14 protein-coding genes are annotated in these 18,416 nt (G+C 64.1%); 9 read left to right on the top strand and 5 right to left on the bottom strand.

The genetic code is table 11. From position 1 onward, the window contains the following. Positions 1–137: 137 nt before the first annotated feature. Genes STE01S_RS15370 through grxD form a run of 3 tightly spaced genes read left to right on the top strand, consistent with a single transcriptional unit; the run spans position 138 to position 1,102 of the window. Complete coding sequence (locus STE01S_RS15370; RefSeq protein WP_003039183.1) at positions 138–464, top strand: DUF1476 domain-containing protein; 327 nt, start codon at positions 138–140, stop codon at positions 462–464. 26 nt (positions 465–490) lie between these two features. Beyond that, positions 491–724: a BolA/IbaG family iron-sulfur metabolism protein gene (locus STE01S_RS15365; protein ID WP_062769264.1), complete on the top strand. Its 234-nt coding sequence runs from the start codon at positions 491–493 to the stop codon at positions 722–724. Positions 725–772: 48 nt separating this feature from the next. Then, positions 773–1,102: a Grx4 family monothiol glutaredoxin gene (grxD, locus tag STE01S_RS15360; protein ID WP_003039178.1), complete on the top strand. Its 330-nt coding sequence runs from the start codon at positions 773–775 to the stop codon at positions 1,100–1,102. A gap of 67 nt (positions 1,103–1,169) precedes the next feature. Here grxD and STE01S_RS15355 read toward each other — a convergent pair whose 3' ends face one another. Both STE01S_RS15355 and STE01S_RS15350 read right to left on the bottom strand, forming a co-directional pair. Then, the gene (locus STE01S_RS15355) at positions 1,170–1,484 is read right to left on the bottom strand and encodes a DUF2218 domain-containing protein (protein WP_062769351.1); all 315 of its coding nucleotides are present in this window, start codon (positions 1,482–1,484) and stop codon (positions 1,170–1,172) included. Positions 1,485–1,495: 11 nt separating this feature from the next. Further along, on the bottom strand, positions 1,496–2,062 hold the full coding sequence (locus STE01S_RS15350) for a PadR family transcriptional regulator (RefSeq protein ID WP_003039172.1): 567 nt from the start codon (positions 2,060–2,062) through the stop codon (positions 1,496–1,498). 450 nt (positions 2,063–2,512) lie between these two features. Here STE01S_RS15350 and rplJ point away from each other — a divergent pair, with 450 nt between their 5' ends. Next, on the top strand, positions 2,513–3,028 hold the full coding sequence (gene rplJ / locus STE01S_RS15345; protein ID WP_003039169.1) for a 50S ribosomal protein L10: 516 nt from the start codon (positions 2,513–2,515) through the stop codon (positions 3,026–3,028). Positions 3,029–3,084: 56 nt separating this feature from the next. Beyond that, the gene (gene rplL / locus STE01S_RS15340; RefSeq protein ID WP_003039166.1) at positions 3,085–3,459 is read left to right on the top strand and encodes a 50S ribosomal protein L7/L12; all 375 of its coding nucleotides are present in this window, start codon (positions 3,085–3,087) and stop codon (positions 3,457–3,459) included. Between the two features lie 138 nt (positions 3,460–3,597). On the opposite strand, the gene STE01S_RS15335 is transcribed toward rplL, so the two are convergent. Both STE01S_RS15335 and STE01S_RS15330 read right to left on the bottom strand, forming a co-directional pair. After that, positions 3,598–4,617, bottom strand: a complete 1,020-nt coding sequence (locus tag STE01S_RS15335) for a hypothetical protein (protein WP_062769261.1) — start codon at positions 4,615–4,617, stop codon at positions 3,598–3,600. A gap of 144 nt (positions 4,618–4,761) precedes the next feature. Beyond that, on the bottom strand, positions 4,762–6,204 hold the full coding sequence (locus tag STE01S_RS15330; protein WP_062769258.1) for an 8'-apo-carotenoid 13,14-cleaving dioxygenase: 1,443 nt from the start codon (positions 6,202–6,204) through the stop codon (positions 4,762–4,764). Positions 6,205–6,255: 51 nt separating this feature from the next. Here STE01S_RS15330 and STE01S_RS15325 point away from each other — a divergent pair, with 51 nt between their 5' ends. Together STE01S_RS15325 and STE01S_RS15320 are read left to right on the top strand one after the other, a co-directional pair. Then, positions 6,256–6,876, top strand: a complete 621-nt coding sequence (locus STE01S_RS15325; RefSeq protein ID WP_003039152.1) for a TetR/AcrR family transcriptional regulator — start codon at positions 6,256–6,258, stop codon at positions 6,874–6,876. A 91-nt stretch (positions 6,877–6,967) separates the two neighbouring features. Further along, on the top strand, positions 6,968–8,767 hold the full coding sequence (locus STE01S_RS15320) for a sensor domain-containing diguanylate cyclase (protein ID WP_234179651.1): 1,800 nt from the start codon (positions 6,968–6,970) through the stop codon (positions 8,765–8,767). Between the two features lie 66 nt (positions 8,768–8,833). Here STE01S_RS15320 and STE01S_RS15315 read toward each other — a convergent pair whose 3' ends face one another. Then, positions 8,834–9,451 (bottom strand): hypothetical protein, encoded by a 618-nt coding sequence (locus tag STE01S_RS15315; protein WP_062769252.1) that lies wholly within the window; start codon positions 9,449–9,451, stop codon positions 8,834–8,836. Between the two features lie 410 nt (positions 9,452–9,861). On the opposite strand from STE01S_RS15315, the gene rpoB reads away from it, so the two are divergent. Next, the gene (rpoB, locus tag STE01S_RS15310; protein ID WP_062769249.1) at positions 9,862–14,040 is read left to right on the top strand and encodes a DNA-directed RNA polymerase subunit beta; all 4,179 of its coding nucleotides are present in this window, start codon (positions 9,862–9,864) and stop codon (positions 14,038–14,040) included. A 52-nt stretch (positions 14,041–14,092) separates the two neighbouring features. After that, on the top strand, positions 14,093–18,373 hold the full coding sequence (rpoC, locus tag STE01S_RS15305; RefSeq protein ID WP_058812020.1) for a DNA-directed RNA polymerase subunit beta': 4,281 nt from the start codon (positions 14,093–14,095) through the stop codon (positions 18,371–18,373). Positions 18,374–18,416 lie beyond the last annotated feature (43 nt).

Raw genomic sequence — 18,416 nt, 5'->3', positions numbered from 1 at the left:
CGACCCATTCCCGTTGCGGCGGACCCTAAACCCCTTGTGGCGAAAAGGGAAGTGATCTGCCGCACAGGCGGCTTGCGCGCCGGGGCGCGGCCACCTATCTGCCATCCCGACAGGGTCAATTTCCAAAAGAGGGTGAAATGAGCGGATTCGACGATCGTGAACGGGCTTTCGAGGCGAAGTTCGCCCGCGACCAGGAGGTGCAGTTCCGCATCACCGCACGCCGCAATCGCCTGCTCGGCGAATGGGCCGCCGAGCGCATGGGGCTGACGCCCGAGGAAACCGACGCCTATGCCAAGGCGGTCGTGCAGGCCGATTTCGAGGAGGCCGGCGACGAAGATGTGATCCGCAAGCTGGCTGGCGACCTGACCGCCGCCGCGGTCGAGATCAGCGACGCCGAAATCCGCTCGATGCTCAACGAAAAGACGGCCGAGGCGCGCCGCCAGTTCATCGACACGCAGAACTGATCGCGGAACCAGGCAGGACATCCGGCATGGGCATGCGCGAATCCGATTTGCGGGCGATGATCGAGGCGGCGCTTCCCGACGCGGAGGTGACGATCACCGATCTTGCCGGCGACAATGATCATTATGCGGCGCATATCGTCAGCGAATCCTTTCGCGGATTGAGCCGCGTCGCGCAGCACAAGGCGGTCTATGCGGCGCTTGGTGGGCGCATGGGCGGCGAACTTCACGCCTTGCAATTGACCACCGCCATCCCTTCATAGGGGTATGACCCCAATGCGGCGCGCCCGCGCCCGTGCCGGAGACCTGTTATGACCGAAGCCACTCACGACCGCATTGCCAAGCTGGTCGCCGACAATCCCGTCCTGCTCTTCATGAAGGGCACGCCGCTTTTCCCGCAGTGCGGCTTTTCGTCGCGCGCCATTGCGATGCTCGACCGCCTTGGCGTCGAATATGCCAGCGTCGATGTGCTGCAGGACATGGAAATCCGGCAGGGCATCAAGGAATTTTCGGACTGGCCGACGATCCCCCAGCTCTATGTGAAGGGCGAATTCGTCGGCGGCAGCGATATCATGATGGAAATGTGGGAAGCCGGTGAGCTGCATCAGCTCGTCAACGGTCTTCCCGCGCGCGCCGACTGACATGACGCAGACCATCGGCTGACCGGCCGGGCCGGCGGTATAGACCGCGCGCCCGGCTCGACCTTGCCTATTGCCAGTCGACACGCAGCGGCGCTTCGCGAAAGGCGAAGCGGTCGAGATGACGCGCGACCGCGCCCTTCAGTGCCTCGAGCTGGCCTTCGGCGCTCGCATCGATGCGAACCGACAGCGCGGCTTCGCCGGCGTCGAAGGTGACCAGCCCGTCGCCGGGCCAGTCCGCTCCGCGCGCGTCGCGCGGAAAGGTGACGGTGCCGTGATCGGCGGTGAAGGCGACCGCCAGATTATGCTGCCAATGCTTGCAAAGCTGCTGCAGATATTTGCTCGCATGCGCCGTGGGGACCTGCGCGGTGGCGGTATGGGTCATCTGAGCCTCCATCAAAGCCGCTCGATCTTCTGTGCCGCTTCGTCGATCCGCGCCACAATCTCGTGGAGCGTGGCTTCGTCGAGCTCGCGGTCGCGCAGCCGGTTCATCAATACGGCACGCAAATTGCCCATCGCCCGGCGCACTGAAGCGCTGTCGGTGCGCTGCTGCTCATCGCCGACCTCCGCCAGCCGCGCCAGCAGTTCGTCGACGAGCGCGGCATTGGCGTCGAGTTCGGCCTGACCCTCCGGCGTAATCGCGAACAGCTTCTTGGCGCCCTCGCTGTCGGCGGCGGCAATCTGGCCCATGTCGTCGAGCAAGGTGAGGGTAGGGTAGATCACGCCGGGGCTGGGCGCGTAGGCGCCGCCTGTCAGTTCCTCGATCCGCCGGATCAGGTCGTAGCCGTGGCGCGGTTCGTCGGCGATCAGCCGCAACAGGACGAGGCGCAGTTCGCCGCTGTCGAACATCCGGCGACGCCGGCCGCGGCCCTCGTCATCGTGGCCGTGACGGCCACCAAAGCCGCGTCCGCGGCCGAAGCCGGGTCCGAATCCGCGCCCGCCGTGTCGCATGCCATGGCGCATGCCGCATCCGCGATCGCCTCTATGTCCATGAAAGTGCATGTCTTTATCCTTCAGACTGTTTTTAGATAGCTCTAAGATATATCTTAAATAAAATTGCGCAAGGGGTTTTGCGATTTTATGCGCGAGCGCTCTGTGGCCGGAGCGGCTATTTCCCTTGACTCGCTGCGGCTCGCCGCTATTAGGCGCCCCCGTGTTGTCAGGGTTCCGATCCTGGCAATTCCGTCCGAGACAGTTGGTGCGGGGGATTTGCTCCGCTTAATTTCCAGCCTAGACGGGGAACAGTCTTTTTCGGTCGCCCGCCTGTATCCAGGCGCCCGCGGCTTGACCGACCCCATCGGACATCGCCACGCAACGGACAGACGGGATGCGTCCTTTCTGGCCTTTGCGTTCGTTAGCCGCCCGGCGGCGCGCCCTGTTGCGCGCATCCGGGCACAGAGTGGAGAAACAGGCATGGATCGTGCTCAAAAAGCCGATGCCGTATCCTCGCTGAACGCTACGCTGTCGAATGCGGCTTCGGTTGTGATCGTTCGCAACCTTGGTCTTACCGTCGCCCAGTCGACGGTGCTTCGCCAGCAGATGCGCGACGCGGGCGCGAGCTTCAAGGTCGCGAAGAACCGCCTGGCCAAGATCGCGCTCGAAGGCACGCCCTACACCGGCATCAGCGATTATCTGACCGGTCCCACGGCTATTGCCGCTTCCACCGATGCGGTGGCGGCTGCGAAGATCGCCGTGGAATTTGCCAAGACCAACGACAAGCTTGAAATCGTTGGCGGCGGCATGGGGGATGTGGTCCTCGACGTGGAAGGCGTGAAGGCGCTCGCTTCGCTGCCGTCGCTCGACGAGCTGCGCGGCACGCTTATCGGCCTGCTTCAGGCTCCGGCCACCAAGGTTGCCCAGATTGCGGCAGCCCCGGCTGGTCAGCTGGCGCGGGTCTTTGGTGCCTATGGCGCCAAGGAAGCGGCATAAACCCTACCTACCCTTACCAATTCACCGGGCTATCCCGGTTCTGATGGAGAATGAAAATGGCTGATCTTGCTAAGATCGTTGAAGACCTGTCGGCGCTGACCGTTCTGGAAGCTGCTGAACTTTCGAAGATGCTCGAAGAAAAGTGGGGCGTTTCGGCCGCCGCTGCTGTCGCTGTTGCCGCTCCGGCTGCTGGCGCTGGCGCTCCGGCTGCTGAAGAAAAGGACGAGTTCGACGTCGTCCTGACCGGCGACGGTGGTCAGAAGATCAACGTCATCAAGGAAGTCCGCGCGATCACCGGCCTGGGCCTGGGCGAAGCCAAGGCGCTCGTCGAAGGCGCGCCGAAGGCTGTCAAGGAAGGTGTCAACAAGGCCGAAGCCGAAGACATCAAGAAGAAGCTGGAAGCTGCCGGCGCGACCGTCGAACTCAAGTAAGTTCGCTGTCGTTCGCAGCAGTTGCCGCCGGCTCCCGGCGGAACCATGGCGACAAGAAAAAGGGCGGTGCCTTGCGGCGCCGCCCTTTTTCCTTGCGCGACGAACAAACTTGGCGCGCGCGGCTGGTCAGCCTCTGGCTCAGCCCTTGGCGAAACCGGGGCGCAGGCCCGGGCGCGCGGGGCGGATATCCGGACGATGCACGTCCTGCTGCGCCGGGGCCGGTTCGGGACGCTGGGCGATGTCCCACGCGCTGGCCGGCTGGCGGCGCATATCCTTCTGTTCAGCGAGCAGCGCATCATAGTCCATCCGTTCGCGGCGGTCATAGAAGCGCGCGCGCTTCAGCCGCTTCTTGAGCGTCAGGAAGGGATTGTCCTCGCTCGGGCCGGCGATGGCCAGCGCCTCATGGCGGCCCATGCTGCCGTGCGGCGCGGTGGCGAATGCGGGCGCCGAACGCGGCTTGGCGGGCGGCGCCGTAATGACAGGCGCGCGATAGGCTTCGGGCGCAGGGGCCGCGACCGGCCCATCTTCGTAGCGCGTTTCCTCGACGACACCATCGGCGCGACGGCGGCGCATCAAGGCGAAGGCTGCGCCGCCCGCGAGCAGAAGAGCGGCGGCGCCGCCAGCGATTTCCCAGGGGAAGGCGTCGCCGCCGGCATCGGCGCGCTGCGCGACCACAGGATCTGCCGGTTCGGCAACCGGCGCCGCGAGCGGCGGCGTCAGTGCGCTATCTTCGGCGAGCGTCGATGCGGCTGCGGTAGCCGGTGCGGCTGGTTCGGTTGCGGGGCTGGCCGGGGCTGCGGCGGGCTCGCGGGTCCGCTCGGCCGGTGCGGCTTTCGCCTGACGTTCGGCGCGCGGCGCGGGGAGCGCCTCGGCCTGCGGTTCGGCCACCTTCGGCGTTGCTTCGGTAGCGGGGGGCGCGACGTCGAGCGGCACGCGGATGACCGGCGCAGGTACGGGCGTCGCAGGCTGCGTCGTCTGCGGAGCCGGTGCGGCGACCGGCGGCACCATCACAACCGGCGGCGCGACGGGTTCGGGCGCCATCGCGGGGGGCGTGGTTTCGGCCGGCGCGGTCTGCGCAAAGGCGGCCGGGGTGGACAGGACCAGGAACGCGGCCATCGCGCTCGTGGCAGGGCGGAGGAGGGGGAGCTTCTTCGTCATAGTGAAAGGAAAACGAACCGCGCGTGAAAAGCGCTGCCAAATGACAGCGCTTTTCACGACGAGCCGTGGCGGCCCGGCGATTGGACGAAGATTCGGCGCGTCGGCGAACCGAGTCGGGGTTGCGACCGGCCGCCGCGCCGTGGCTCAGTCAGCGATCCAATTGCCATGAAAGCCGGGCGGGATCCGGTGCGGCAGATGGATTACCGCTTGCGGCGCGCCGGTAAAATCGTCGGCGTTGAGGATGACGAGCTCGCTCGTCTCGTTGGTCATGTCGACCACCAGGCCGATCAGCCAGCCGTCATCTTCGGCCCCGGCGGCGCTGCGCGGGACGAAGACAAACTCGCCGGGGTGGCGTCCAGGACCGAAATCGCGCGCCTCGGTCACACCCTTTTCCAGATCGTGGCGGAACAGCCGGGTATCGGCGATCGCCATTTCGACCGCGTCACCGCCCGGAATGGCGACGCTGTAGATATAGCGATAGGGGCGGGTGGTCAGGCGCTCGTCGTAGCGCGGAAATTCCTGCGGATGATCGTGTACAACTGCGCGCGTCGTGGTCCCTGCCACCGGGTCGATCGTCCAGCGTTCCATGCGCGACCGTTCGCTGTCGGGGCCGCGCTTCGAGCGCGCGAACATCGTGTCGTGCGCGACGACATCGACGATGACCTTGCCGTCGGTGGTTTCGAACGCATTGGCGGGGTGAAAGACATAGCAGGGATCGACCGGCACCCACACCACCTCGTCGCCACGGCCTTTCCTGGGGAGGAGGCCGACCCGCGCGGGATGGGCTTCGTTCCACGCATAGGGAAAGCGATAGCCGGCGAGCAGCGATTTCATCGAAAAGGTGACGGGCAGATCGAACACCAGCACGTAATGTTCGGTGATAGCGCAGTCGTGAATCGACGGACCGTCGTTCACTGCGACCGCTTCTTCACGGATCACCTGCGCCTTGTCGTCGAGCACGACGTGCCAGACCTTGTTCATTTCGTCGCCGCGGTAGGTGATCGCATGCGTCTCGCCGGTGAGCGGGTCATGATGCGGGTGCGCCGTGTAAGGGCCAGCGAGGGTGCCGTCGAAGGGGTTGTGGGCGATCGTCATGAGTTGATCGTCGAGTTCGACGGGCTTGCCGCCCGCCTCGACGATCGCAAAGGTACGTCCCGCCAATCCGACGACATTGGTGTTGGGGGCATCGAAGCCGTCGGTGCGCGGGCCGGGGGGGATCGGCTCGCCGAGCTTTGCGCACGCCTCGGTCCCGCGCACCCAGCGGTTGCGATACCAGTGCGCCTTGCCGTCGCCGATGCGCAGCCCGTGGACCATGCCGGCGCCCGTGAACCAGTGGTAGCTCGCGGGATCGGGGGGGAGAGCCGGGTTGGGGCCATTGCGCAGATAACGCCCCGAAAGCGCCGCGGGAATGTCCCCGTCGACGCGCAGGGCCTCGATCGTCAATTCCTCGGTCATCGGTTTGTGGATGCCGGTCAGATAGGGATGCGCGTCGGTGGGGCGGGGCAGGCGCTTGCGGTTGAAATCGGCGACCTTGCCGATTCCTTTGGTGACCGCGCCGCGGATCAGCGTTTCCATATTGCTCGCCATGCCCTTCTCCTTTCGCTTGCGCGACCGACTCGCGATGTTTACAGTGCAAACATGATCGACGAAGATAACAGTGTCAACATGGAAAATGTCGATGCGGTGGCGACGCCGCGTGGCAAGGGCTATCATCATGGCGACCTGCGCGCTGCGGTGATCGCCGCCGGGATGAAGCGGCTGACCGAGGGCGACGATGCGGAACTCGGCCTGCGCGCGCTGGCGCGCGACGTCGGCGTCAGCGCGACCGCGCTTTACCGGCATTTCCCCGACAAGGAGGCGCTGCTCGACGCGCTGGCCGACGAAGGATTGCGGCGGCTGGGGGCGTTGCAGGCGCAGGCGTGGCTCAAGGCGGGCGGCGGCAAGGCGGGCTTTCTTGCGATCGGTATCGCCTATGTCCGCTTTGCGCACGAAGACCCCGCTATCTTTCGGCTCAGCTTCACGCGCCAGATGCCCGAACGCTATCGCGAAGCGGGGACCGATGGCGGCGAAACCGCCTTCAACCTGCTGCGCGTCGGGGTGTCGCAGGCGCTGCCGCAGCTCGATGCGCCCGACGTCGCGGCGCTCCACGCTTGGTCATTGGTGCACGGGCTGGCAATGCTGATTCTCGACCGCCGGATCGAATGGGACGAAGCGCGGGTCGAACAGGTCGTCGCAATGACTTTCGGCGGGTTCGACTAACGCGATGATTTGCAGAGATTTCGCGCCCGTTCCCGGCTAAACAGGTGGCGATGTTAGCCATTTGTTTTCCAGTTTTTGCCAGATAACGGGCATGACGCGGACACTCCCCCCACGAGTAGAAGCGACGTTCTGGTCGCTGCTGATGGCGCTTGGCTATTTCATGCTCGCCAGCCTGTCGCTGCATGCGACGAAGGGGGAGGACAATATCGCCGCGATCTGGCCGCCGAGCGGCTATTTCCTGGCGTTGCTGCTGTTGATGCCGGGGCGCGCACGACCGGCGGCGATCGGCGCCGCAGCGGCGGCCAGCCTTGCCGCGAACATGCTGAGCGGGGCGCCCTTCCTGATGGCGGCGATTTTCACGCTCGCCAATTCGGTCGAGGCGGGGCTCGCCTTCTGGATCGTTCGCCGCCGCGAGGGCGAGGACCTCTCGTTCATGGTGCCGCGCGCCGTCGCCAGCTTCTGCCTTGCGGTGATCGTGGCCAGCATGGCCAGTGCCTTGATCGCGGGGGGCGGTACGATGCTGGCTTTCGGCGGCATCGGCCTCGACTTCTTCCTCTCGTGGATGACGACCGTGGCGCTCGGCATGCTGATCGTGGCGCCGCCGTTGATCATGCTGACGCGGCTTGTCGCGTCGAAGGCGCTCGACAATGCGACCATGCGCATGAAGATCGAAGCGATCTCGGTGCTCGCGCTTGCGGCGCTGATCACCGCGGTCAGCTTCGAACAATCGCATTTTCCGGCGACATTCCTTCCGGTCATCGCGGTGATCGTCGCCGCCTATCGCGTCGGTCCGTTCGGCGCCGCGGCCGGCATGCTCATCATCGCCGGCATCGCGGCCTGGCTGACCGGGCAGGGGCACGGGCCGGTCGCGGCGATGGAGGCCAGCGTCAAGGAGCAGGTCTTCTTCCTGCAATTCTATCTGCTCGCGCTTCAGTCGACCGCGCTGCCGCTCGCTGCATCGCTCGTCGTCCAGCGCCGGCTCGCCAAACGGCTCGAGCAGAGCAATCGCTGGCTGGTGCAGGCCGAAGCGGCTGCGCTGGTGGGCCATTGGCGCGTCGATCTGATGCGCTGGACGATCCACTGGTCGGACCAGACCTATCGCATCCACGGGCTCGAACCCGGCGCGCCGGTCAGCGTGACGACCAGCGTCGAGCAATATGTCGAAGAGGATCAGCCCGCGGTGAGGGCGATATTGGAAGAGGCGGTGCGCACCGGCGAACCCTTCGAATATCAGGGACGGATCATCCGCGCCGACGGCGCGATACGCTATGTCAAATCGCACGGTTCGATCGAGCGCGGGCGCGGCGGGCGCAGCGTCGGCATTTTCGGTACGGTGCAGGATGTCACAGCAACGGTCGAAAATGCCCGCAGCCTGGAAGCCGCGCGCAGCATCGCCGAGGAAGCCGCGAACACCGACATGCTCACTGGGCTGCCCAACCGGCGCTCGACACTCGCGCTGCTCAATCGCGCCTTGCTGGCGGCAGGCGAGGGGCGGACGCAGCTCGCGGTGGCGATTTTCGACATCGATCATTTCAAGCAGATCAACGATCGTCACGGTCACGCAGTGGGCGACGAGGTGATCCGCTGGGTCGGGCAGCGCGCGAAGGCGACGCTGCGCGAGGAAGATGTCGTTGGCCGTTATGGCGGCGAGGAATTTGTGTGCATCTTTCAGGGGCCGAGCGCCCGGTCGGCGGAACTGGTCGCCGAGCGCATTCGGGCATCGATCGAAAAGGCCGATGTCGAGGCCGAAGGCCCGGCGCATGTCACGATCAGCATCGGCCTTGCGGCCTATGCCGCCGACGCCAGCGTCGAGGAATTGCTGCACCGCGCCGACAAGGCGCTCTATCTCGCCAAGCGCGAAGGGCGCAACCGGCTGCGCATGGCGGCCTGATCCGCGGACAAAAAGAAGGGCGCGAGGGATGTCCCTCGCGCCCACCTTTAACCAATCGCGCTGCGATCAGTTGGCTTCTTTTGCCGTCGCTTCCGCGGGCGCCGGATCGGCTGCCGCTTCGGCGGTCGCCGCGGGCTGCGCTGCAGCCTTGGCTTCGGCAATCGCCGCCGCAAACTGCTCGGCGGTGAAGCTCGTGGCCAGACCCTGCTGCGACTGGAAGAAAGCCGACTTCGGCAAGCGCATGTCGCCTTCGGCGGTCGTCAGCACGACGGCGTCGGCTTCGACAACCTTGACCTTGCCAACGATAGCGGTGCCCTTGGCGCTGCGGATGTCGACGCCGGGGACGAGCGCGGCGTTCAGCGCCGCGGTGGCGGCGGCGGCCTGCTGGTCGAGCCAGGCGGTGAGCTGTTCGAGGGTCAGCGTGATCGCCGGGCCCTTGTCGGTTTCCATGAACGACGTCTTGGGCAGTGCGACCGACTTGCCATCGACAGTGATGACGACGTTGGGGTCGGCGACACTGGCAATCGGGCCGATCGCCTTGCCGGCCGAGTCATAGACCGTCGTGCCGGGCGCGAGGTTGATGGTCGGCGCCGCGGCGGGCGCGCTCTGCGCGAATGCCGGCGCGCCGGCGGCCATTGCGAGGCCGAGAGAGAGGGACGTGACAATGCCTGCGATCTTGCGCATAGCTTCTTTTCTCCTTGGTGGTTTTCGGATTGACATGGACCTTGAACGCATGCCGCGACGCGAAGGCCATGCCAAAGCTGCCGAACCGTGGCAGAGCCGCGACGAAGCGAGCCGCGGCGCGCAATCGGCACGGAATATTAGCTGCGGGACGACGTCATGGAGCCGGCGGGCCTGATGCAAAGCTTATATTGGGGGACGACAATTGACAGTGGCGGGCCCCGATCCTATATCCGCCTCACACCTTTCCGTCCGGGAAGCGGCCTGACTTTGCGCAGCGGGCGGCACGAATAGGGCGGTCGGGATTTCGAGATGCGTTGGAAAGCTGCGGTAAACCGGCAACGGTTGCCTGCGGCTTTTTTGCGTCTCTATCGCGCTCGCGAGTCGAATTTTTACAGGCGAGACAATCCTTTATGGCGACCAAGGCGAAGTCGGTGGGCAAGGCCCTCGAAGCAACCGCAACCAAGCGAATCCGCAAGCTGTTCGGCAATATCCACGAAGCCGTGGAAATGCCCAACCTCATCGAGGTGCAGCGCGAATCCTATGAACAGTTCCTGCGTTCCGATCCGTCGGTCGGTTACGTCTCGGGCCTTGAAAAGACGCTGCGCAGCGTGTTTCCGATCCGCGACTTTGCCGGGACCGCGGAGCTGGACTTCGTCCATTACGAGCTCGAAGAGCCCAAATATGACGTCGAGGAATGCCGTCAGCGCGGCATCACCTATGCAGCGCCGATGAAGGTCACGTTGCGCCTGATCGTCTTTGAAGTCGACAGCGAAACCGACACGCGTTCGGTTCTCGATATCAAGGAGCAGGACGTCTACATGGGCGACATGCCGCTCATGACCGAGAACGGCACCTTCTTCATCAACGGCACCGAGCGTGTCATCGTCAGCCAGATGCACCGTTCGCCGGGTGTGCTGTTCGACCATGACCGCGGCAAGACCCACTCGTCGGGCAAATATCTCTTTGCCGCGCGCGTCATTCCGTATCGCGGTTCGTGGCTCGATTTCGAATTCGACGCCAAGGACATCGTCAACGTCCGTATCGACCGCAAGCGCAAGCTTCCGGTGACCAGCCTGCTGTATGCGCTGGGCATGTCGGGCGAAGAAATCCTGAACTTCTTCTACGACCGCATGATCTTCGAACGTGCGGCCGATGGCTGGAAGATTCCGTTCGTCCTCGAAAACTGGCGCGGCGCGAAGCCGGCGTTCGATATCGTGGACGCCAAGACCGGCGAAGTCGTGTTCGCCGCTGGGCACAAGATCAGCCCGCGCCTCGCCAACAAGGCGGCGAAGGACGGTCTTGAAACGCTGCTGATCCCGACCGAGGAAATCTTCGGCCGTTACAGCGCCTATGACCTGATCAATGAATCGACCGGCGAGATCTACATCGAAGCCGGTGACGAAGTGACCGCGGAAAATCTGGAAAAGATGGACGCCGCCGGCATCGACAAGCTGGTGCTGCTCGACATCGACCACAACAACACCGGTCCGTGGATCCGCAACACGCTGAAGGCCGACAAGGCCGAGGATCGCGATCAGGCGCTGAGCGACATCTATCGCGTCATGCGCCCCGGCGAACCGCCGACGCGCGAAACCGCCGACGCGCTGTTCGCGGGCCTGTTCTTCGATCCCGAACGCTATGACCTGTCGGCGGTGGGCCGCGTTAAGCTCAACATGCGCCTCGGCCTCGATGCAGAGGACACGGTGACGACGCTGCGCAGCGAGGACATCCTCGCCGTGGTCAAGGAACTGGTGAATCTGAAGGACGGCAAGGGCGAGATCGACGATATCGACAATCTCGGCAACCGCCGCGTCCGTTCGGTCGGCGAGCTGCTCGAAAACCAGTATCGCGTCGGCCTGCTGCGCATGGAGCGTGCGGTCAAGGAGCGCATGTCGTCGGTCGACGTCTCGACCGTGATGCCGAACGATCTGATCAACGCGAAGCCGGCGGTTGCTGCGGTGCGCGAATTCTTCGGCTCGTCGCAGCTTTCGCAGTTCATGGACCAGACCAACCCGCTGTCGGAAGTCACCCACAAGCGCCGCGTCTCGGCGCTCGGGCCGGGCGGTCTGACCCGCGAACGCGCGGGCTTCGAAGTCCGCGACGTCCATCCGACGCACTATGGCCGTATCTGCCCGATCGAAACGCCGGAAGGCCCGAACATCGGTCTGATCAACAGCCTCGCGACCTTCGCGCGCGTCAACAAATATGGCTTCATCGAAACCCCGTACCGCCGTGTCGTCGACGGCAAGGTGACGAGCGAAGTCGTCTATCTGTCGGCGATGGAGGAATCGAAGCACACGGTCGCGCAGGCGAACGCCGATCTCAACCCCGACGGCAGCTTCGTCGAGGAGCTGATCTCGGCGCGTGAAGCCGGCGAATTCCTGATGGCGCCGCGCGAACAGATCACGCTGATGGACGTGTCGCCGAAGCAGCTGGTTTCGGTTGCGGCCTCGCTCATTCCGTTCCTGGAAAACGATGACGCCAACCGCGCGCTGATGGGATCGAACATGCAGCGTCAGGCCGTGCCGTTGCTGCGGGCCGAAGCGCCCGTCGTCGGTACCGGCATGGAAGGCACCGTCGCACGCGATTCGGGTGCGGCCATCGCGGCACGCCGCGGCGGCATCATCGACCAGGTCGATGCGACGCGTATCGTCATCCGTGCGACCGACCTTGTCGAACCCGGCAAGTCGGGCGTCGACATCTATCGCCTCCAGAAGTTCCAGCGGTCGAACCAGAACACCTGCATCAACCAGCGTCCGCTGGTGAAGGTGGGCGACGTGATCCGCACCGGCGACATCATCGCCGACGGTCCGTCGACCGAGCTTGGCGAACTGGCGCTCGGCAAGAATGTGCTCGTCGCGTTCATGCCGTGGAACGGCTACAATTATGAGGACTCGATCCTCATTTCCGAACGCATCGTGAAGGACGACGTCTTCACCTCGATCCATATCGAGGAATTCGAAGTCACCGCCCGCGACACGCGCCTCGGGCCGGAGGACATCACGCGCGACATTCCGAACGTCGGCGAAGAAGCGCTCCGCAACCTCGACGAAGCGGGCATCGTCTACATCGGCGCCGAAGTCGGCCCGGGCGACATCCTGGTCGGCAAGATCACGCCGAAGGGCGAAAGCCCGATGACGCCGGAAGAAAAGCTGCTGCGCGCCATCTTCGGCGAAAAGGCCAGCGACGTGCGCGACACGTCGCTTCGCTTGCCGCCTGGCGTGTCGGGTACGGTCGTCGAAGTCCGCGTCTTCAACCGTCACGGCATCGACAAGGATGAACGCGCGATCGCGATCGAACGCGAGGAAATCGAGCGTCTGAAGCAGGACGCCGACGACGAGCGCGCGATCCTCAACCGCGCGACCTTCTCCAGCCTCAAGGAACTGCTGGTCGGCCAGGCCACCAGCGCAGTGCCCAAGGGCATGAAGAAGGGCGACGTGCTGACCGAAGATCAGCTCGCCGAACTCGATCGCGGCGACTGGTGGAAGCTCGCGGTCGTCGACGACAAGGCGCAGGCCGCGCTCGAAGCGATCAAGGCGCAGTATGACGACGCGATCAAGCGGATCAACGCGAAGTATGAAGACCGCGTCGAAAAGCTGCAGCGCGGCGACGAACTCGCGCCGGGCGTGCTCAAGATGGTCAAGGTCTTCGTTGCCATCAAGCGCAAGCTGCAGTCGGGCGACAAGATGGCCGGCCGTCACGGGAACAAGGGTATCATCAGCCGCATCCTGCCGATCGAGGACATGCCGTTCCTCGAAGACGGCACGCATGTCGACGTGGTGCTCAACCCGCTGGGCGTGCCGTCGCGTATGAACGTCGGTCAGATCCTCGAAACGCACCTCGGCTGGGCATCGCGCGGTTTCGGCCGCCAGATTACCGCGGCGCTCGAAGATTGGCGTGCGGCAAACCCGAACCCCGAAGCGGGCGCGCCGCCCGAAGCGGTACGTGAGGCGCTGCTCACCGCCTATGGCGACGATTATGCCGAAGACATCAAGGGTCGCAGCAATGATCAGATTGTCGAGATGGCGGGCCACCTGTCGCTCGGTATTCCGTTCGCGACGCCGGTGTTCGACGGCGCGCGCGAAGGCGATGTGTCGACGATGCTGGAACGTGCCGGTCTCGACCGGTCGGGTCAGGTCGATCTGTACGACGGCCGCACGGGCGATCGTTTCGACCGCAAGGTGACGGTGGGATATATGTATATCCTGAAGCTCCATCACCTGGTCGACGACAAGATCCACGCGCGCTCGATCGGGCCGTACAGCCTCGTCACCCAGCAGCCGCTGGGCGGTAAGGCGCAGTTCGGCGGCCAGCGCTTCGGTGAAATGGAAGTGTGGGCGCTCCAGGCTTATGGCGCCGCCTACACGCTGCAGGAAATGCTGACGGTGAAGTCGGACGACGTGATCGGCCGCACCAAGGTTTACGAAGCGATCGTCAAGGGCGACGACACCTTCGAGGCAGGCATTCCCGAAAGCTTCAACGTGCTCGTCAAGGAAATGCGCTCGCTGGGCCTCAACGTCGAACTGTCGTCCTATACGGACGAAGACGACAAAGATGGTCCGGACGCTCTTCCCGAAGCCGCCGAATGATTTTCCTCACCCCCTTCCGCCGGCGGTGGAGGGGGAAGAGTGGAGCTAGAATATGAACCAGATTACCAACTTCATGAACCCGGTCGCGAAGCCCGAAACCTTCGACATGATCAAGATCGGCATCGCGAGCCCGGAGCGCATACGCTCGTGGTCGTTCGGTGAGATCAAGAAGCCCGAAACGATCAACTACCGCACGTTCAAGCCTGAACGCGACGGCCTGTTCTGTGCGCGCATCTTCGGTCCGATCAAGGATTATGAATGCCTGTGCGGCAAGTACAAGCGCATGAAATACAAGGGCATCGTCTGCGAAAAATGCGGTGTCGAAGTCACGGTGACCAAGGTCCGCCGCGAACGCATGGGCCATATCGAGCTCGCCGCGCCCGTCGCGCACATCTGGTTCCTGAAGTCGCTGCCCTCGCGCATCGGCCTGCTGCTCGACATGCAGCTCAAGCAGCTTGAGCGCGTCCTCTATTTCGAAGCCTATATCGTTCTCGAACCCGGCCTGACGCCGCTCGAGAAGTTCCAGCTTCTGACCGAGGACGAACTGCTCGACGCGCAGGACGAATATGGCGAGGACGCCTTCTCGGCCGGCATCGGCGCCGAGGCGATCCGCGTGCTCCTCGAAGGGCTCGACCTCGAACAGGAACGCGTCGATCTGATGGAAGAGCTGGCGACGACCAAGTCGGAGCTGAAGCCCAAGAAGATCATCAAGCGTCTGAAAGTCGTCGAAAGCTTCATCGAATCGGGCAACCGTCCCGAGTGGATGATCCTCGAAGTCATTCCGGTCATCCCGCCCGAACTGCGCCCGCTGGTGCCGCTCGACGGCGGCCGCTTCGCGACGTCGGATCTCAACGACCTGTATCGCCGCGTCATCAACCGTAACAACCGTCTGAAGCGCCTGATGGAGCTGCGTGCGCCGGACATCATCGTCCGCAACGAAAAGCGCATGCTGCAGGAAGCCGTCGACGCGCTGTTCGACAACGGCCGCCGCGGCCGTACGATCACCGGTGCCAACAAGCGTCCGCTGAAGTCGCTCAGCGACATGCTCAAGGGCAAGCAGGGCCGCTTCCGTCAGAACCTGCTCGGCAAGCGCGTCGACTATTCGGGCCGTTCGGTCATTGTGACCGGTCCGGAACTCAAGCTGCACCAGTGCGGCCTGCCGAAGAAGATGGCGCTCGAGCTGTTCAAGCCGTTCATCTATGCGCGCCTCGACGCCAAGGGTCTGTCGATGACCCTCAAGCAGGCGAAGAAGTGGGTCGAAAAGGAACGCAAGGAAGTCTGGGACATCCTCGACGAAGTCATTCGCGAGCACCCGGTCCTGCTGAACCGCGCCCCGACGCTCCACCGCCTCGGCATCCAGGCGTTCGAACCCGTGCTGATCGAGGGCAAGGCGATCCAGCTTCACCCGCTGGTCTGCGCCGCGTTCAACGCCGACTTCGACGGCGACCAGATGGCCGTGCACGTCCCGCTGAGCCTCGAAGCGCAGCTGGAAGCGCGCGTGCTGATGATGTCGACCAACAACATCCTCAGCCCCGCGAACGGCAAGCCGATCATCGTTCCGTCGCAGGACATGGTCCTCGGCCTCTATTATCTGTCGATGGAACGCGAAGGCGAACCGGGCGAGGGCATGCTGCTGGCCGACATGGCCGAAGTGCACCAGGCGCTCTACACGGGCGCGGTCACGCTGCACTCGAAGATCACCAGCCGCGTTCCGCAGACCGACGAAGCAGGCAATGAATATCTGCGCCGCTTCGAAACAACGCCGGGCCGCATGCTGATCGGCGAATGCCTGCCGAAGTCGCACACCGTGCCCTTCGACGTCGTCAACCGCCTTCTGACCAAGAAGGAAATCGGCGACGTGATCGATCAGGTCTATCGTCACACCGGCCAGAAGGAGACGGTGCTGTTCGCCGACGCGATCATGGCGCTGGGCTTCCGCCACGCGTTCCGTGCCGGCATCTCGTTCGGCAAGGATGATATGATCATCCCCGACGCCAAGGAAAAGCTGGTCGACGAGACCCGCGCGCTGGTGAAGGATTTCGAGCAGCAGTATCAGGACGGCCTGATCACGCAGCAGGAAAAGTACAACAAGGCGATCGACGCCTGGTCGCAGTGCGGCGACAAGGTCGCGAACGCGATGATGGACGAAATCCGGGCGACGCCGAAGCTCGACGACGGCCGGCTTGCTCCGGTCAACTCGATCTACATGATGGCGCACTCGGGCGCGCGTGGTTCGCCGGCGCAGATGAAGCAGCTTGCCGGCATGCGCGGCCTGATGGCCAAACCGTCGGGCGAGATCATCGAAACGCCGATCATCTCGAACTTCAAGGAAGGCCTGACCGTTCTCGAGTATTTCAACTCGACCCACGGTGCCCGTAAGGGTCTGGCCGACACCGCGCTCAAAACGGCGAACTCGGGTTACCTGACCCGCCGTCTGGTCGACGTGTCGCAGGATTGCGTCGTGATCGAGGATGATTGCGGTACAACCCGCGGCATGGAAATGCGCGCGATCATCCAGGGCGGTTCGACGATCGCCTCGCTGGGCGAGCGCATCCTGGGCCGCACGACGCTCGAGGATGTTGTCGACAAGGACGGCAATGTCATTGCCCCCGTCGGCACGCTGCTCGATGAACCCACGGTCGCCAAGATCGAGGAAGCCGAAGTGCAGGCGGTGAAGATCCGCTCGCCGCTGGTCTGCGAAGCCAGCCTGGGCGTCTGCGCCAAATGCTACGGCCGCGACCTTGCGCGCGGTACGCCGGTGAACATCGGCGAAGCGGTCGGCGTCATCGCGGCGCAGTCGATCGGTGAACCGGGCACGCAGCTGACGATGCGGACCTTCCACATCGGCGGTGCGGCGCAGGTCAACGAACAGTCGAACCTTGAAGCGATTTCGGACGGTACGATCGAATATCGCGACATGGAAACGATCGTCGACCAGCGCGGTCGCCGTCTGGCGCTGTCGCGTTCGGGCGAAATCGCGGTCATCGACAGCGAAGGTCGCGAACGCGCGACGCACAAGCTGCCCTATGGTGCGCAGATCATGCACAAGAATGGCGAGAAGGTGAAGAAGGGCGACCGGATTGCCGAATGGGATCCGTTCACCATGCCGCTCATCACCGAAAAGAACGGCATCGTGAAATATCAGGATCTGGTCGATGCCAAGACGCTGACCGAACAGGTCGACGAAGCGACAGGTATCGCCCAGCGCGTCGTGATCGAATATCGCACCACCGGTCGCGGCAAGAAGGAAGACCTTCAGCCGCGCCTGACCCTGCTCGACGATGCGTCGGGTGAAGCCGCGCGCTATCTGCTCGCGGTCGGCACGATGATCTCGGTCGAAGACGGTCAGGAAGTGAAGGCGGGCGACGTTCTGGCCCGTGTCACCCGCGAAGCGTCGAAGACGCGCGACATCACCGGCGGTCTGCCGCGTGTTGCCGAGCTGTTCGAAGCGCGCATTCCGAAGGACAATGCGGTCATCGCAAAGCTTTCGGGCCGCATCGAATTCGTCAAGGATTACAAGGCGAAGCGCAAGATCGCGATCGTTCCGGAAGAGGGCGATGCGGTCGAGTATCTGATCCCGAAATCCAAGGTGCTCGAAGTGCAGGAAGGCGACTATGTGAAGCGCGGCGACGCGCTGATCTCGGGCTCGCCGAATCCGCACGACATCCTCGACGTGATGGGTGTCGAAGCGCTGGCCGAATTCCTCGTCGCGGAAATCCAGGAAGTCTACCGACTGCAGGGCGTGAAGATCAACGACAAGCACATCGAGGTGATCGTTCGCCAGATGCTGCAGAAGGTCGAGATCACCGATGGCGGCGACACCACGCTGCTGCCGGGCGAACAGCTCGATTATCTGGAGATGATGGAATATAACGCCAAGCTGCCGAAGAACGGCAAGCCCGCCGAAGGGCGCCCGGTTCTCCTGGGCATCACCAAGGCGAGCCTGCAGACGCGCAGCTTCGTCTCGGCGGCATCGTTCCAGGAAACGACCCGCGTCCTCACCGAAGCATCGGTGCAGGGCAAGGTCGACTCGCTGATGGGCCTCAAGGAAAACGTCATCGTCGGCCGCCTCATCCCGGCGGGTACCGGCGCGGCGATGAACCGCATCCGCGTCACCGCCTCGTCGAAGGACGCGGCGCTGCGTGCCGCCATGCGCGCCGCCAATGAAGCGCATCTCATCGCGCCGCAGACCGCGGCCGAAGAGCATGCCGCCGAACTGGCGCAGGGCCCCGAAGCGGCGATGGGCGACGATCCGCTCGGCGCGGTCGAAGGGGAAACCCACGGCACCGACGCCGATGCCGGCGATTATCTGATCCAAAGCGACGAGGACTAAGTCCTCGCGCGCCGGGGCCGCAGATACGTCACAGAAGAAAAGC

The sequence above is a fragment of the Sphingopyxis terrae subsp. terrae NBRC 15098 genome, from assembly GCF_001598815.1.
GTDB classification, from domain to species: Bacteria; Pseudomonadota; Alphaproteobacteria; order Sphingomonadales; family Sphingomonadaceae; genus Sphingopyxis; species Sphingopyxis terrae.
This window is presented reverse-complemented; position numbering and strand designations above follow the sequence as displayed.

Excerpts from the sequence above, each read along its gene's own strand:
- STE01S_RS15335 (WP_062769261.1), bottom strand. The coding sequence starts at position 4,617 with ATGACGAAGAAGCTCCCCCTCCTCCGCCCTGCCACGAGCGCGATGGCC.
- STE01S_RS15315 (WP_062769252.1), bottom strand. The coding sequence starts at position 9,451 with ATGCGCAAGATCGCAGGCATTGTCACGTCCCTCTCTCTCGGCCTCGCA.
- rpoB (WP_062769249.1), top strand. The coding sequence starts at position 9,862 with ATGGCGACCAAGGCGAAGTCGGTGGGCAAGGCCCTCGAAGCAACCGCA.
- STE01S_RS15370 (WP_003039183.1), top strand. The coding sequence starts at position 138 with ATGAGCGGATTCGACGATCGTGAACGGGCTTTCGAGGCGAAGTTCGCC.
- rpoC (WP_058812020.1), top strand. The coding sequence starts at position 14,093 with ATGAACCAGATTACCAACTTCATGAACCCGGTCGCGAAGCCCGAAACC.
- rplL (WP_003039166.1), top strand. The coding sequence starts at position 3,085 with ATGGCTGATCTTGCTAAGATCGTTGAAGACCTGTCGGCGCTGACCGTT.
- STE01S_RS15350 (WP_003039172.1), bottom strand. The coding sequence starts at position 2,062 with ATGCGCCATGGCATGCGACACGGCGGGCGCGGATTCGGACCCGGCTTC.
- STE01S_RS15330 (WP_062769258.1), bottom strand. The coding sequence starts at position 6,204 with ATGGCGAGCAATATGGAAACGCTGATCCGCGGCGCGGTCACCAAAGGA.
- STE01S_RS15320 (WP_234179651.1), top strand. The coding sequence starts at position 6,968 with ATGACGCGGACACTCCCCCCACGAGTAGAAGCGACGTTCTGGTCGCTG.
- STE01S_RS15355 (WP_062769351.1), bottom strand. The coding sequence starts at position 1,484 with ATGACCCATACCGCCACCGCGCAGGTCCCCACGGCGCATGCGAGCAAA.
- rplJ (WP_003039169.1), top strand. The coding sequence starts at position 2,513 with ATGGATCGTGCTCAAAAAGCCGATGCCGTATCCTCGCTGAACGCTACG.
- STE01S_RS15365 (WP_062769264.1), top strand. The coding sequence starts at position 491 with ATGGGCATGCGCGAATCCGATTTGCGGGCGATGATCGAGGCGGCGCTT.
- grxD (WP_003039178.1), top strand. The coding sequence starts at position 773 with ATGACCGAAGCCACTCACGACCGCATTGCCAAGCTGGTCGCCGACAAT.
- STE01S_RS15325 (WP_003039152.1), top strand. The coding sequence starts at position 6,256 with ATGATCGACGAAGATAACAGTGTCAACATGGAAAATGTCGATGCGGTG.